The 15,376-nt window shown below is 38.4% G+C and carries 17 protein-coding genes; 6 read left to right on the top strand and 11 right to left on the bottom strand.

The window, feature by feature from the left end; all coding sequences use genetic code 11:
- The first annotated feature begins 1,956 nt into the window (after positions 1-1,956).
- On the top strand, positions 1,957-2,514 hold the full coding sequence (locus tag LXL81_RS15315; protein WP_234647677.1) for an antirestriction protein ArdA: 558 nt from the start codon (positions 1,957-1,959) through the stop codon (positions 2,512-2,514).
- Positions 2,515-3,077: 563 nt separating this feature from the next.
- On the opposite strand, the gene LXL81_RS15310 is transcribed toward LXL81_RS15315, so the two are convergent.
- Positions 3,078-3,377 (bottom strand): hypothetical protein, encoded by a 300-nt coding sequence (locus tag LXL81_RS15310; RefSeq protein ID WP_234647676.1) that lies wholly within the window; start codon positions 3,375-3,377, stop codon positions 3,078-3,080.
- A gap of 45 nt (positions 3,378-3,422) precedes the next feature.
- Here LXL81_RS15310 and LXL81_RS15305 point away from each other — a divergent pair, with 45 nt between their 5' ends.
- Positions 3,423-3,971 carry a Uma2 family endonuclease gene (locus LXL81_RS15305; protein ID WP_234647675.1) on the top strand — a complete coding sequence of 183 codons (549 nt, stop codon included), beginning with the start codon at positions 3,423-3,425 and terminating at the stop codon, positions 3,969-3,971.
- A gap of 107 nt (positions 3,972-4,078) precedes the next feature.
- Here LXL81_RS15305 and LXL81_RS15300 read toward each other — a convergent pair whose 3' ends face one another.
- From LXL81_RS15300 to LXL81_RS15265, 8 genes are all read right to left on the bottom strand, one after another.
- The gene (locus LXL81_RS15300) at positions 4,079-4,621 is read right to left on the bottom strand and encodes a hypothetical protein (protein ID WP_234647674.1); all 543 of its coding nucleotides are present in this window, start codon (positions 4,619-4,621) and stop codon (positions 4,079-4,081) included.
- A gap of 62 nt (positions 4,622-4,683) precedes the next feature.
- A complete protein-coding gene (locus tag LXL81_RS15295; RefSeq protein ID WP_234647673.1) occupies positions 4,684-5,220 on the bottom strand; it encodes a hypothetical protein in 537 nt (178 codons plus the stop codon).
- Positions 5,221-5,237: 17 nt separating this feature from the next.
- Positions 5,238-6,020: a DNA-formamidopyrimidine glycosylase family protein gene (locus LXL81_RS15290; RefSeq protein WP_234647672.1), complete on the bottom strand. Its 783-nt coding sequence runs from the start codon at positions 6,018-6,020 to the stop codon at positions 5,238-5,240.
- Positions 6,020-6,454, bottom strand: coding sequence for a hypothetical protein (locus LXL81_RS15285; RefSeq protein WP_234647671.1), 435 nt, complete (start codon positions 6,452-6,454; stop codon positions 6,020-6,022). Before LXL81_RS15285 ends, LXL81_RS15290 begins: the two co-directional genes overlap by 1 nt.
- Positions 6,438-6,863: a hypothetical protein gene (locus tag LXL81_RS15280; RefSeq protein WP_234647670.1), complete on the bottom strand. Its 426-nt coding sequence runs from the start codon at positions 6,861-6,863 to the stop codon at positions 6,438-6,440. Before LXL81_RS15280 ends, LXL81_RS15285 begins: the two co-directional genes overlap by 17 nt.
- A 3-nt stretch (positions 6,864-6,866) precedes the next feature.
- Entirely contained in the window at positions 6,867-7,607 is a 741-nt protein-coding gene (locus LXL81_RS15275; protein WP_255713724.1) for an SOS response-associated peptidase, read from the bottom strand.
- Position 7,608: 1 nt separating this feature from the next.
- Entirely contained in the window at positions 7,609-8,871 is a 1,263-nt protein-coding gene (locus tag LXL81_RS15270; protein ID WP_234647668.1) for a Y-family DNA polymerase, read from the bottom strand.
- The gene (locus tag LXL81_RS15265; RefSeq protein WP_234647667.1) at positions 8,846-9,313 is read right to left on the bottom strand and encodes a LexA family transcriptional regulator; all 468 of its coding nucleotides are present in this window, start codon (positions 9,311-9,313) and stop codon (positions 8,846-8,848) included. The genes LXL81_RS15270 and LXL81_RS15265 overlap by 26 nt, the downstream gene beginning before the upstream one ends.
- Positions 9,314-9,464: 151 nt before the next feature.
- Here LXL81_RS15265 and thpR point away from each other — a divergent pair, with 151 nt between their 5' ends.
- The 4 genes from thpR (at position 9,465) to LXL81_RS15245 (ending at position 11,344) form a co-directional block, all read left to right on the top strand.
- Positions 9,465-10,001 (top strand): RNA 2',3'-cyclic phosphodiesterase, encoded by a 537-nt coding sequence (gene thpR, locus LXL81_RS15260; RefSeq protein ID WP_234647666.1) that lies wholly within the window; start codon positions 9,465-9,467, stop codon positions 9,999-10,001.
- Positions 10,002-10,057: 56 nt separating this feature from the next.
- Complete coding sequence (locus LXL81_RS15255) at positions 10,058-10,573, top strand: hypothetical protein (RefSeq protein WP_234647665.1); 516 nt, start codon at positions 10,058-10,060, stop codon at positions 10,571-10,573.
- Entirely contained in the window at positions 10,557-10,793 is a 237-nt protein-coding gene (locus LXL81_RS15250; RefSeq protein ID WP_409013914.1) for a DUF6965 family protein, read from the top strand. Before LXL81_RS15255 ends, LXL81_RS15250 begins: the two co-directional genes overlap by 17 nt.
- A gap of 131 nt (positions 10,794-10,924) precedes the next feature.
- Positions 10,925-11,344, top strand: a complete 420-nt coding sequence (locus tag LXL81_RS15245; protein WP_234647663.1) for a hypothetical protein — start codon at positions 10,925-10,927, stop codon at positions 11,342-11,344.
- Between the two features lie 306 nt (positions 11,345-11,650).
- Here the strand turns inward: LXL81_RS15245 and LXL81_RS15240 are convergent, their stop codons facing one another.
- Both LXL81_RS15240 and LXL81_RS15235 read right to left on the bottom strand, forming a co-directional pair.
- On the bottom strand, positions 11,651-14,308 hold the full coding sequence (locus LXL81_RS15240; protein ID WP_234647662.1) for an ABC transporter permease: 2,658 nt from the start codon (positions 14,306-14,308) through the stop codon (positions 11,651-11,653).
- Entirely contained in the window at positions 14,305-14,643 is a 339-nt protein-coding gene (locus LXL81_RS15235) for a PadR family transcriptional regulator (protein WP_234647661.1), read from the bottom strand. Before LXL81_RS15235 ends, LXL81_RS15240 begins: the two co-directional genes overlap by 4 nt.
- Positions 14,644-15,376: the final 733 nt, after the last annotated feature.

Below are 15,376 nucleotides of genomic sequence, written 5' to 3'. Positions count from 1 at the left end.
CATTTGGGAGCATCGCGGCCAAGAATAACGGGCGTCGACGAAATACGGAATTATTTTCGGGGGGCGTCTCCCAATTATTGGAGATTATGAGCGCACGAAAACGGAGGTTGTTGTCAGACTTGAATCGGCACCTGATAGTGTAGTGGCTTGCAGCGTTCATAAAATGCTAGTCCTTAAAGATGGATCACATACAAAATCTATTTAGCGCCTTATTGCTTCTTCATCAATGTGTTGTATAATTTTTTTAACTAATTACTTTCGTATGTAAAGGCATAAATCACTCTGGGAGAAAGCGGATATGCCTTGCGCTTATATTGGTTCAAACGTCCAGTGGCATATTAGTTTGGTACAAACGGCGCCCGTTCTTTTCATCTTCACTGTACGTAAAGGAGGAAATTTAACAGCTTGAAGACAAATAATCGAATGATGGATTGATTTCGGACTGACTTTTTTTACAGGCAATGAGTAAGATTATTAGAATCAGGGGTATTAACGTCTTGTAAATTGACTTCATTAACTTTAACTTTTGTAAGGTTGCGAGGTGAGCAGGAATTACTTTTTACATGAATCTTCATGTGTTCAGGAAATGAAAATCCTTTCCGCATAATCTAAAAAACCAGTACCGCAAAGACAACAAAAGGTTACATATATGGTTTAATGAGACTAATAATACCATGTTATGAATGTCTTATGAACGAAGGTTTTACAGAATTTCCACGCCTTAAATGAGGGAATGCTAGTCAACTCTACATAATTTTAACTTTGCAATACTTGCTTACCGTGAACCGTAATATTCAAATGCTTAGATACATTTACTCCTTTGGTCTTTTGTTTTCTTTCTTGGAGCGGTGATATCCATTTCAATGGGATTACATAAGATGAATGAACAGAGAGCTTTATTCGGTTTTCTTTTTTTGGCTGAGTAGTAGCTCTGCTAGTTGGAGTAAAATTGTTTAGGAGCTTTAAGAATTGGGGCAAATAGAAGTCTGGAAGCGTATGGTGAGATAATTCGCTCTGTTAATGGCACCTGTCACTTGTAAACAATAGGTCAGAAAACAAGTTATTGATGCAACTTTCCCAATCTAAGTACTGTATCAAATGTCCGATAAATATTAACGCAAAACCAGATTTTTATGGAGTTTTCGCAGGAGAAAAAATATTACGATGACTATAAAACGAATAAATTTTAATTTGACTAGTTACGAGTTTTATTATAGAATAGGCTGCATATGCCTTACACAGAGAAATTTGAAAGGAATTCGGATTTTGAGTGAGCTACCGGTACTTCTTATGAGGAAGGAGGGCGGTGGAGTGCCGTTTACAAACGAATTTGAAATGATTTTTGGTATAAAAAAGATGGAAATCTGAAAGATTCATTTTATATGTACTGGCCATAATTTGAGGAAATTTCCGGTAATGTGATCTTAAGCTAATCAAAGCCTATTACCCTCTCAGGTAAGGCTAGAATGTGGATAGCTAATCCTGATTAATACAATATCATAAACTATACCTTACTTTGGGGATGCAGGGATACTTTCAAGAGGGCGGGAAGCGGACGGCCGAATGCGTCGTAATTGAATTGATAAATCTAGGTCATAACGAATAGCCGCAAAAAAATGAATAGTTAATTTATACTTTTCTGATTTGGCTATAAATAGGACAAAACCAATAAGTAGTTCGTCAAATTTTCAACTGGCAAATAATTAAACAGATTTCCGTAAGATAACACAGCCGCACGTTTACCAGTTAGTGCAAACGAAAGTTACGAAGTGAAAAATGACGGTTTCAAGCCTTCACTTCGTCATCCGGCTATTTACCGCGGCTAGCGGCCGCTCCTTAAACCGCCGTCTGGGCCTGAAACCAAGGGGATAAACCCCGTCATTTTTCATTCGAGTGGGACAAGCGATTGCCCTTTGGCGCAAAGCCGGGCTTAAGCTATTTCAAATGTTTTCACTCATGAAAAATCTAAGAAACACTCCAAAAATTTATGTAGGAACTTACGGGATGTACAACTCAGGATCGCTTTTCGGAAAATGGTTTGATCTCTCAGATTATGCTGATGCAGAAGAATTCTATAAAGACTGCTATGAATACCATAGAAATGAATTCTTACCGGAATTAATGTTTCAGGATTGGGAATATATTCCAAGCTTTTTGATATCAGAATGCAGTCTTCATGAAGACACATTCAGGTACTTTCAAACTGTTTCTGAAATGGATAATCAAGGAGCAGAGGCTTTTGAATTATACTGCTCGAATATCATATCCTGGCCAGCCAATGGAAATGAACTGGATGAAACGCTGGAAGGTTTCAATGAAGCCTATCAGGGATATTACGGAGGAGCTATGAAAGATCCGAAAACCGAATTTGCTTACCAGTATATTGAAGACATTGGCCTTCTGGAAGGAGTGCCACAAATGTTGGAAAGGTATTTCGATTATGAAGCCTTTGGAAGAGATATGTTCTTGGGAGATTACACCGAATACGAAGGTCATATTTTCCTGGATATATAGGAAAAATTACAGAGTCTGACGGCAAAATCGTTGTCAGACTCTATTTTTGAACTTCTAATTATGTTTTAATATATTAATGAATTTCCGCTGGTGGCTTTGCAGCTACTACGTGGTGGAAGTTTAAATATTCATCATAATCGACTACTTGCTTGGGAGGATAGTGTAACTGAAAGGAATAAATTGTTTTTGGAAATAATTACTAACATGGTATTTTTCATGCAAAACTTATAAAATCAACAATCCGGCAGTACTCAAGAACTTCTGCGTAGGAAATAATCCTGAAAACATCCAGATTTCTGCTCTGTACTATTTCTCTATGTAACCGCCTTATGCAAATGCTTAACAAAACGGGAGGTTGAAATGCTCGCTTTATTTTGATAAATTTCTTATGATCTATTTTAGCTGCATTTATCGTATGATTGCCACGGCAGGCTCTAACAAAGTGGCAGCTATACTTGTGTTTCTAAGATTTTTACCCACTTTGAAAAAATACGGCAAAAAGCGAGCTGAATGATAAGTACAGGACAGAGCATTATGCTTATTTAATTCAGGAATAAGCAGGTTTAATCAAAATTGCATGATCCAGCGATGCTGTAAATATCCATCTGCAAATCAATATCAACTAAAAAAGAAAAGGTCGACGCCTTCTCCATATCGGCACCTGGTATTTTATAAATATAAATTCCGAATTTAGGTACTTCGAGTACAATCTCTATTTTGTTGTTTTTAATTAGGTCATTTAATATCACATGTAAGTAGGGTGAACTCTCCACTGCCTGTTCATGAGTCCAACCTATAACGGTGATGTTTTGACTTATATATGCTACTGGGATCCCGTCACTGTCTGTTATGGTAACTTTCATACATCGCTTAATAAAATTTATTTTTGCACAAAATTGTAAACTACCATGCCAAATAAAGTTGCAGTTGAAGAGTATTTAACCTTGGATCAAATAGCAGGCCAAAGAACTGAGTTTTATGATGGTATAATCTATAATTTACCTATTACTAATCCAGCTCATAATCTTATCAAATCAAATTGCTCGGCTGAGATAGGTTTAGCAATAAAAGGGACAAGATCTCATTCCTATTCTACAACTCAGCGGATAAGTATTACCGATATGAAATTCTATGGATATCCAGATATTTTGGTGGTTGGAGGAAAAAATGAATATGATCATCTTGACGAAAACACAATTACTAACCCAACACTTATTTGTGAAGTATATACTGAACAATCAGCGTTCTGGGATCGGGAAATCAAACTAAAAGTTTACCAGTCGTCGCCTACATTGAAGGAATACATGTTGGTAAACTCAAACAAAATGGAAATCCAAATATGGCGTAAAATGGATGAAAGCCTTTGGCAATTATTTGATGTGCAAGATACGGTTGATCTTTATTCGGTTGGTATTTCAGTTCGGTCTGCCGATATCTATATGAAAACTGAATTATAACGATAGGGAAATATTATTTACCTGGATTCTTCTCTTTTTAGTTTATTCCACAACTTAATACCTTCCGAACTTGCCACTATTTGATCAACAGCCCAAATGGTGGCTGTCTACTGTTTAGCCTTTGGCTGATAGGAGATTTCATTATAGGAATAAACTTCCATATAGTCTGGCGATTGATGCCCCCATACTTCAAATATGCTACCACGATCAACCATTACTATGAAGGGACGCTTTCCGTCCAGTATTTCGTCTTTAAATCGATCTACAGGAACTGTTATTTCTGATAAGTGCATTTGCGCTGGCAAGTCTGAACCTTGGAAATATTCGGAGGCTAGGTCCGCCAATTCAAAATGAGTGAAGGCTAAGTTTTGAACACGTAATATTCCAGGAAATCTTTCCGAACTATATTCTTTTCTCAAGAAATCTCTTATCAGGATTGCACGACTAAGATCAGATAGTTCGTCAAGATTAATAGTGGCAGATAATTCTGCGTCTACCTGATGGAAGTATGTTGTACCATCCTGATTCAGGAATGTATTCACCAGCCAGGCATAACCGGTAGCTGCTGGGCTGAGGCGTTCCATTAAATCCGAGCGGTGATTCACGGACCTTTCTATTTGAGCTTGAAGATGAACTGATTTTGCGTCCATGGTAAGATGGTTAAAAGTAAAGACCTACAACTTTCTGACAACACTTTACTTGTCAGCACTTTCTATAAGTATTTCCCAATCACTTCCAGATAAAGCTCAGGATTACCATGATATAAACTTTTTACAGCTTGATAATATTCAATTAACGATTCTTCATTTTCAAATGATTCCAGGTTTTCTACTGATTTGTTTTTGTCAAAACAATTAAATAATTCATCAATTAGATTGAGTGTTCTCTGGATTTTTCTTGTTTCTCCTTTGACTGTTCTGGCGAAATGACCGTAGAAGTAATCAAAGTGCAAAATTATAAATCTTGCTTCCGAGTTTTTAGTTACCTGTTCATGAATATAGTCTTGAAGTACTCTCAGATAGTTAAAAATAAAATATAAATAGACGTCATCAATCTGTTTTTCAGGAGCAAAGGGATCAAATATATCCGAATCTTCGAAGTATTCATCGATTGTTTCCGAAATATTATTTGAGAATGTGTTTAGTAAATCGTTTTCAGCTGGCATCTTTCCCGGGCCAGCTGCAAAATGAAAATCTGCATCAGGATCTCTTTCGTTTGGTTCTGGGAGCAGGTAAATGTGATCAACCATTAGTTTTAGATTTTAGATTAATACAATATTTGACTTTTGGTATAATAAGTCTTGGCGGACCCAACTTTACCTACAATAATTTCTTCACCATCAGGAGTTTTAGTTAGCTTAGAGTTGTGTACGAAACGATGGTCCTTATTATTCATCGCGAATACGTCTTTCGGGTCATTACGTTTTTCAATAGCATTATACGCGGCTTTTGTAATCTTCGGAACGGCTTCGTATAGCTCTTTGATCTTATCCTCCGGAATTTTCTTTGATGGCGTAAAAGGCGAAATTTTGACATCCCAAAGTATTTCATCTACATAGGCATTACCTATCCCCTTGATTTTCTTCTGGTCTGTCATAATAGTTTTAATTGGTGAAGAAGATTTTGAAAGTATCGATTTTAAATAGTCAAGCGTAAAATCCTTTGACAATATATCTGGCACTTTCCCTAAAGGCGGATTTAGAATTGGTTTTGCCTGCCCAATAATATCGGAAACGGCAATCCCGCCACCATTACTGAAAACAATATTAAAAATTGGCTTATTGATATTTTCTTCTGTCGGCAGTAGATACATTTTGCCGGTTAGCATCAGGTGTATCCCCAGCACATTTCCATTATCGAAATGTAAATGAATCTCCTTTCCATCCCTGTCAACAGATTTTAATTCTGCGCCTTTCAGTGCCTCAGTAAATTCATCTTCATTAGCATTGAGCCGCTTTGTCCATTGAAATTCTATCTTCTTCACCTTCTCATCCTTAAAATGTTTTTGAAGGGTTTTGGCAATAACAATTAGTTCTGGTATCTCAGGCATTATTGGGTGAGGGGGTTATAATTTGTACCATCTAAGTTTATTCTGACAGCATTATATTCATTGCTTGTAAAAAGCCTGGCCGTAAAATCAACATCTAAAAGTGTATCTGCGGGAATTACCTTTTGCTCTTGTAATGCTAAATTATTAAGCCAGGTTATTTTATAAAGTTGAAAAGGTTCGGGTGCCAGGTAGATATAGGATCCGTTTTCGAAACAAAAGCCACCATCGTCTTCCACAATTGAATCCAGATCGTTACCCCATATTAAATCGGCATATATTTTTGTTGCTCCGCTATCATCCTTGTAAATACCGTGTATGAAGCTTTTTCCTCTTCTGAATTCTCCAATAAGTGGATCCCACAACTCATAGTACTCTATTTCACTGCCAATCGACTGATTTAAAATTTCTGTATCCAGGTTAACGAAGCCACTCATAATCACCTATCTTTTTATCGTAAATAAAATCAATTGATGCCTCGACTAATTCCCTTGAAGCGCTTTGCTGATATATTAAACTTCTGGTCAAGTCAAAAGTATTCTGCGCGGACAATTCAAAATTCTCGGTTCGTGTCTTGTTATTTTCGATCTGGAAAATTAGAGTTCCTTTGAAGCATCCATCTCCACTTGGATAGTTGCGTTTTGCATTTGTATCAGCAATATTTATATGAAAGAAAAAATTATCCTTTGGATTTGAGAACTCAAAGGCCAGAATTGGCACATCATTGATGATTGTAAGTTGATGTGCTATCATTTCGCTATTTGGAAAGTGTTCATCACGGCCATCAATTCGAATCTCGATCAGCTTTCCATAAAAATTTATTTCAACCGGGTTAGTATTTGCCATAATTCAGAAGAGGGATATTTGAGAGTTATCCGGATTTTGAGTTTTTTTTGATTTTAATGCCTTCGGTTTTTCCTCTTTCGGTTCAACCTTTGCCAATTCCGCTTTGAGCTGAATATGTGAACGGTCCCAGAATGCCAGATATGGTATATTTCGATTTAACCAGGCATCTTGCTCATCCGGATTAAGAACGACAAGCATACGCTCACCCTCGTTTTTAATCTCCTTCATGAGCTTATTTCCCTCTGTTGTGCATATGGTGTAGCAATATGTCGTAAATCCAGTTAATGGATCTACCCATTCATTGTAAAGTCCTGCACAGCAGAATACACCATTGTCAGGTTTTGTAACGAGAAATTTGGTTTTTTTACTTTTCGGGTTACCCGGCTCCGCCCATTGCCATTCATACATTCCATCCATTGGAATAAGGCAACGGTTATTGATTTTTGTTTTAAATGAAATCTTGTCTTCGAGCTCCTCCAACTTTGCATTTAAGCAATTATTACGTGCTTTTTTAGCATCAACACTTTCCTTGGTCAAACCTTTGGCCCGAAGGTAATCCGCCAACAATCCCCACTCATAATATTGAATAATTTTAGGTTCATCGCAAACTACAATCGGATATAACGGAGATTGAAACCCGTTAATTTCTATGTTTGGCGTGTATATATCCTTTTCCAAAAACTCTGCTTTCAAAGCTTTTGCTACAGACATTGCATCGGCTGTAAGTTTGGTATGATAGCACATATTACTTTAAATGAATTGTAATGATTTCATCCAGTCTTGTTGTATAGCGTGGTGATAACCTTTCTTGCTTCATTTTCCAGGTCCGGTCCAAATCCTGAGCCGCCAATTTAATCTTTTTACCACCTATCGCCTTGTTAAGACGATCTACAACAGCAAAAAGTGGGCCATGTCTCGGATCTGAATTTTGGAAAATACTTCGCTGCCCATAATTGGCTGGTGTAATTTCAAGAGCGATTACACCAGCTTTTTTATAAGCAAAGCCTAATTTAAATATTTTTTTTAATCCTTCCGATGCGAACGTGGCAAGTTCAATACTGGAATTGGTTGAATAAGGCAATTGCATAACAATATTCTTGGCATACTGGGGCTGATCTGCCCTGAATGCATTCGTATGTACGAATATCATCAGCGCATTACAGCAAGAGTCCTGCCTGCGAAGCTTTTCAGCGCAAGTCACGGCAAAGGTGATCACGCGCTCATTGATGTCAGAGAATTCAGTATAATTTTTATCAAATGATCTGGTTGTAGCGATGTTCTGTTTTTTCTTTTCCTCTTCCAGTTCTAATCTGCGTATTCCGGCAAGCTCGTGTTGTAGGCGTAGTCCCACAATCGACATATTCTTCTGCACCCATCCCTGATTCATTTTGGTGAAGTCCAGTGCAGTGTAAACTCCCAGAGCGTTGAGCCTTTTGGCATGTTGCCGGCCTATACCCCAGACATCTTCGATCTTTGTCCATTGGATCGCCCGTTGGATCTGCGTTTCGTTTTCAATCACATATACACCATTTGTTGTATGCTGAAATTTCTTTGCAATCTTATTGGCAACTTTTGCCAACGCTTTTGTAGGTGCAAATCCAATGCATATTGGTATTCCGGTTCCTTTGGTTACCATACGGCGCATTTCGTTGCCAATAGTTTGAAGATCAAAATGACCAAATCCATCAAATTGTAAGAATGCTTCATCAATACTATATACCTCCACGTCGGGCGTGAAAGTTGAAAGTATGGCCATGACGCGGCTGCTCATATCTCCGTAAAGTGCGTAATTACTGGAAAACACCTTCACACCTTTATTTTCAAATTCCTTTTCATACTCGAATGCCGGTGCACCCATTTTGATACCGAGTGCTTTGGCTTCATTGGATCTGGCGATTACGCAGCCATCATTATTTGATAGCACGACAATCGGGACGCCGTTTAACTCCGGACGAAAAACACGTTCACAGCTGGCGTAAAAGTTATTGCAATCGACTAGTGCGAACATTTGATGCTGTTTTTATGATGTACGTAACTATTCCCCACATAATGAATTCGCTATCATTTGTGACCTTGATAGGAGGGTACTTATCATTTTCAGCAATAAGCCAAAGTATGTCTTTCTCAATTAGGATCCGCTTCACTGTGAATTCCTGATCGATAAAGCAGACTGCAATACAATTGTCTTTGTAGGGTAGGCTTTTATCTACAATCATAATGTCGCCATCATCAATCCCGGCATCTTTCATTGAATCGCCCTTTACTCGCCCCAGAAATGTCGATGGCGGGTTCCTGATCAATTCCTTTCGAAGATCGATATCCACGTCTATGAAGTCCGCAGCAGGTGAAGGGAACCCGGCACTTATACCAGGAATTAACGGGAGTACGAGTTCAATGCCTTCCGAAGCAAGACAGAAATCAATAATTTTAGAGTTGATGATTGTTTCCATTGTGAGATCGTTTATGCAAATGTCCACTAAAGAAAGCCTCATTGTCAACATAAATTTGGAATAAATCCTTTTTTATGGAATAAATCCAATACTTATCTCTTTTAAATCACAAATAGGTGTCGTAAATTCATGTTTTAGATCCTACGTACACATGTCAGAGAATAGAATATTTATTGGCGTAAAATTGAAAGAGCAAATTGTGGAATGGCTGCAAAGCGCGCTTCCGCCTCACAAGCTATTGCAAGAGGTCGTACCTGAAAATTATCACATAACTCTTTTATTTTTAGGGCATGTCCCGCAGCTTGATAAATTGACTGAAAGGTTTGAACAATTATCTTTTAAACCATTTTTTGTTTCGGTTACAGGCCTGGGTGGGTTTTACAAAAAAGGCAAATTGAAAATACTTTATTTAAGGATTGATCCGGATAATGATCAATTACAGCACATGCATCAAGAGCTTAAATCAGTTTTTGGAAATGCGGCTGCTGATCAGTACCCGATATTTACACCGCATATAACTTTGAATCGTAATGTTAAAAGTTTGGAAATAAAACAAGTTGAGCAGTTTGTAAATTATACTTTTCCTCAACCGTTGGAGTTTGAGATTGACAGCCTGCACTTAATGGATAGCGGTAATTTTGGATTTACTAAATTATACCGGACAGTTTCGTCGATTGACTTGGATTAGGCACGATGATTTACTGCTTATACTACTTCACTGAGAAATACTAAACAAAACTCGATATGATACCAAGCGAACAAGAACTTATAGAGTTCTTCTCATTAGAAATTTTTAGTGGTATTGATGTTAAAGGTGCTATTTCGGCCTATCAATCTGAATTTAGGACTGACGAAAAGCATGCATTTGTAGTTTATGCGGGAGAAGAGTCGAAGGAACAGATACTTGGCATATTCTCAAAAATATCCTCCGCAGAAGCAATGGTGGATAAAATTCCGGGCTCTTATCTTGATATTTATGAAGTTGATAAATTCGAGCAGGAGGCAATTAAGCCAGGAGGCATGTATTGGATGCGGATCGATAAGGAAGGAAATGTTGAGGGGATAAGAGAGTCAAATATTTATGAAGATCCAACCCATTATTTTGCAAATGAAAAAGGTATTGGATTTGCTGAAGGGACTTTTTTTGGAGAGAATGAAGAGGATGCCATTGCTACAGCTAAAAAGGTTATGGACGAATCAATGCCTTTTGATGATGATGGGTATGTGTATGATAAAGTAAAAGATCAAGAAACTGAATAAATTTGGAATCGAACTTGAAGAACTGTTGAAATTCTTTGAAACTGCAACTTTCCCGGAAATACCCTTTAAGCTGAACGGATATATGACTGTTGTGGGTGATGTTCATATATTTATCGAGAAACAGGCTGAGGCGATCCGGCATTATAAAGGCTCAGAACGAGTACATGATTCACTGATGCAACATCTTCGGACTTTGAAGGTTATCGTTCTCGATCAGTAACAAAATACCTTAGCGAGTCCGTCTTTTTAACCATTTCCATAAAAGCGGGAAATGCGGTATTTATGAGCTCATGTTTTTCAAGCATGTATCGGCATGAAGTTTTTATAGATTATTGAAACCTCCAATGACGTATGAGCAACTATCTAGCTGAACTTGAAACAGAAATTATCCAAAGATGGCCAAGTACCTATAACAAGCTGAGAAAATCCCATTCTGATGATATTGTGACTTCCCTTGGTGTTTGCATCCGGAATAATCCGTGTTGGTACATTTACGCTGAATACGATGGGACGATAATTTCAATTGATCTTTACGTTATTCAGGAGAGGGCAAATTTTAATGAGGTAATATGGTCCCTTACTTCATCTGCTCCTGTAAATATAATTGGTGTTAGACACATTCAAAAATATTGGGTGAAGCCACAGGAGCAGACCTTAGGGTTTGAAACAATTTATTATGTTCCCGGCAAAGACCCAGATGATCAAAGTTTTTTGAAATTAACTATTGATCAGATTTTAGATCATATTTTAAATCAGTTCCGTATTAGATAACTCTGAAAGCAACACATTTCAGGCAGCCGATTTTCGAAAATAAAGGATTGAAAGCGTATGCTTCCAACTTAGATATTCCGGAGCATGTTGACCCCTAAATCCGGAATGTTTTGAAATGTTAAATTGGCCTGATACGCTGCAATCGCTGGCCATTCCGGCACATAAATTATAAATTCATTTGTAAACACAGTTGTATTTGCCGACTAAAAGGGCTAGGAGAGATGATTATCAAAACTCAGCGTATCAGGCGCAAGTCGCTGGGTTGTGGAAATCCAGCACTGAACGACTTGCGCCTGATGCATCATCTCATTCGCTCCTCAGTGACGTTACCGGATTCATCAACGCTGATTTTATAGATTGGTAGCTGATGGTTAGCGCAACAATAAAAAAGGCAATGAACCCAGCTAAAACAAAAATCCAGAAACTGATCTGCACCCGGTAAGCAAAACCTTCTAGCCACCGGTTCATTACGTACCATGCAACCGGAGTCGCAATCAGAATGGCTATCACAACCAGTTTAATAAAGTCGCTGGAAAGCAATAAGACGATGGTGCGGAAATCTGCTCCCAAAACTTTCCGGATACCGATTTCCTTTGTGCGCTGCTCTGCCATGTACGTTGCCAAGCCGAGCAGTCCCAGACATGCAATGGCTATGGCCAGGCAGGAAAATGTGGTAAACAACTTTCTGAAAATAAAATCATCCTGATACTGGCGATTAAAATCTTCATCCAGAAAACTATAAAGGAAAGGCCGGTGCGGTTCTATTTCACTCCAAACGGCACCAACCTGCTGAATCGTTTTTGTCAGATCTTCTGTCTTAACCTTAATCGAAAGATAACGGCTTGAATAGGCCTGGAAGGGCAGGGTGAGGGGTTCAATTTTTTGATGCAAAGAGGTGAAGTTAAAATCTTTCACGACCCCGATCACAACACCGTTTCTTCCCCACTGACTGAATTTTTTACCCAGGATTTCCTCCGCGTTTTTATACCCATATTGTTTTGCCGCTGCTTCATTAATGACCAACGAACTGCTGGAGTCGGCAGGGAAATCTCTGGAGTAGGATCTTCCTGCAACAAGCTCTAAACCAAAATGGGGTATAAAATCTATCCCAACCTCAAAAATGGGTTGCCCCATCATTTTCATTTCTCCATTTTTTGTTTCTATCTCTGTGCCGGCATATGGGAAAAAGCTTCCGGGAACACTTCGTGAAAAAGCGGCTGAAACAATCGATGGGTTTTCTTCCAGCCTTGTTTTTAAAAGCTGTGATTTAGCATTTACTGCCTGATCGTAGTTGTAGTCGATTACCAGCATACTTTCTTTATCGAACCCTAAATTTTTGTTCAATAAATGATTCATTTGTGTATAGACAATAATCGTTACCGCGATGAGCAGTATGGATAGACTGAATTGAAAAACCACCAATCCTCTTCTCAGATTTACACCGCCTCTTGACTTGGTCATGCCTTTCAACACATCCACCGGACTAAATCCCGAAAGAACCAATGCCGGATAAGAACCCGCCACAAAAGCGATCAACACCATGGCCCCCACAATGATGGGAATAGTTCTCCAATGGATTAAAATGCCTGGTTCAAATTCTTTGCCGGTTAAATCTGTCATAAAAGGTAAAGAGATCACCACCAGAATTACAGCAGTAATCATCGACAAAGAAACGATAACAAACGATTCACCTAAAAACTGAGAGATTAAACTGCTTCTGGCAGCACCAATACTTTTCCGTATGCCGACCTCTTTGCTTCGTTCCATAGAACGCGCAGTGGATAAGTTCATAAAGTTGATCATGGCAATCACCAGGATGAACAACCCAATGATAGAGAAGATATACATGTTTGACAGACTTCCTGTTTCTCCCGGCTGACGGTCCGCATCGGATTTTAAGTAAACATCATTCAGCGATTCCAGTTCTATGACATATTTTGTTTTCGGGTCTTTGCGTTGCCGCTTTACAAATTCAGGCAGCTTTTGTTTAAAAGCGGCTTCATCGAATTTTTCGTTTACCAGAAAGTAGGTATAGAAATCAACATAGTCCCAGGTCTCAAAGATTTCTGGTAACGATTTTTTAAACGTACTAAGCGAAAGCAGGGCATTAAACTTAAAGTGAGAATTACTGGGAAGATCGGCCATGATACCAGTCACGATGTATTGACCGGCATTCGCTCTCCCTGGCGAATCGCTCCCTTTCAGCGTTTTACCTAATGCATTTTCATTGCCGAAATATTTCCGGGCCGTGCTCTGTGTCAGTACGATGCTATACGGATTTACCAATGCAGTTTTAGGGTCACCCTGCAACAAATCCCAACTAAATACATCAAACACGGTTGAATCCATGAACAATACGCCGTTCTCCTGATACTTTTTATCATCGTTGGTTAGTAGAATGTCGGCCCTGCCGGAAAACTGAACTACTTTTTCTATTTCAGGGAAGTCATTTTTAAGTGCCGGTCCGACAGGGGCATTGCCCCAAACCCAGGAAGGGCCTTCTTTTGACAGGTTTCTGGGATCCTCGGATGCTCTGGTTCCATGCGTGATGCGGTAGATCCTATCGCGCTTGCTATGATACGTATCGTAGGAAAGCTCACTTTGCACAAACGTAAAAATCAGAAAGCAACAGGCAATTCCTACCCCCAATCCAAAAATGTTAATGGCTGAATACGCTTTCTTTTTAATCAGATTTCTCCAGGCAATCAGAAAATAATTTTTATACATGGCATAAGGCGTAAAAGTGAAGGATGATTTAAAATTTCTTAATAACACCGGGCGAAGCAGCTTAAACATTTCCCATGTATAAATTCGTTTGGCCTTCCTTACAGAATACTGATGAAGATTATCCTGAAAAATCTCCTCCATGTCGCCTTCAATTTCTTCCAGATATTCATTCCGTAAAAAAAACCGCATCAAGCGCAATGGCCATTTGGGTGGTTGAATATGCTCAGGCGCACTCATATCATTTTCAATTCAGAGGCTGTCAAAGGAATTGATCTCCACAGATCTGCGCGTATTGCTCTGATTTCTTCCAAAACTTTGAGCGCGTGAGACGTAGTATAGTAAATGCGTTTTCGTTTACCTCCTCTTTTCAAAGTGGCTTCGCCAAACGCTGAGGTGAGAAATCCTTTTTCTTCCATCCGTTTTAGTGCCGACTGAATGGATCCTACACTTAGTCTTTCTTTCAACCGTGTTTCCAACTCCCGCTTTATCTCCACGCCGTACGCTTCGTGCTGTAAGGCTGCTACTGTAAGCAATACGAGTTCTTCAAACTCCCCCAGTTTCGTCTTCTTCATGATCTTCTATTATTCGTAATTGCAGTTAATATAATCACTTTATTTTATTCTTAATTGCAGTAGATATCAATTTAAATGAAGGTTCGGGTTTAATATTCTGATTATCAGTCAATTCAACTGCAAAAAAACATTGTATTTGCATTGGATTGATTGAGGTATTAAGGGCGTTCATAGAGAAGTTTCCGTATTGCTTGATTACCCAAATGGGAGACTGGGGTCAGGCAGTAAATTGATCTACTGATCGAAGAAAAAAATCCTGTATCCGGTCATTGAAGAAATGTCATACTCTAAAATACCTTATTTGGTGTTTTAAAGGCATAAGAATTTCAACAAAATTTCCTACTTTTACTTGGCAAAAGAGCCGCTTTCGCAAGTATAAAAACAGGCATTTTTGAGATTTAAAAACTCTATCATACATAAATTATCGAACATCAAATGTAATTTAAACGATATAAATCACCAAAATCTATCAAAGTTAATTTCGTAACAAATTGATAGTCTAGGTAATACATTTAAAAGTTCGGCGACATTCGTGTAGTAGGTATAAAAAGGAGGTTGCAATTGGCTTATAATGAGCTAGTTGTAAGCAAAGTTCGAGACCCGTCTCCGTACTTTTATGAAGGTCTAAAAAATTAGACCTATTCTTGCAAATCAACTATTTATAAGTATTTGAGTTTCTCCGAAGGCCATAAAGCTTTAAATTATTAGAGGCTGGATTTTTTCAATTACTATC

Origin of the sequence: Dyadobacter sp. CY356 (assembly GCF_021440195.1) — a bacterium.
Lineage (GTDB): Bacteria > Bacteroidota > Bacteroidia > Cytophagales > Spirosomataceae > Dyadobacter.
Note: the sequence above shows the minus strand (reverse complement) of the source record. Positions and strands in the feature narration are given on the sequence as shown.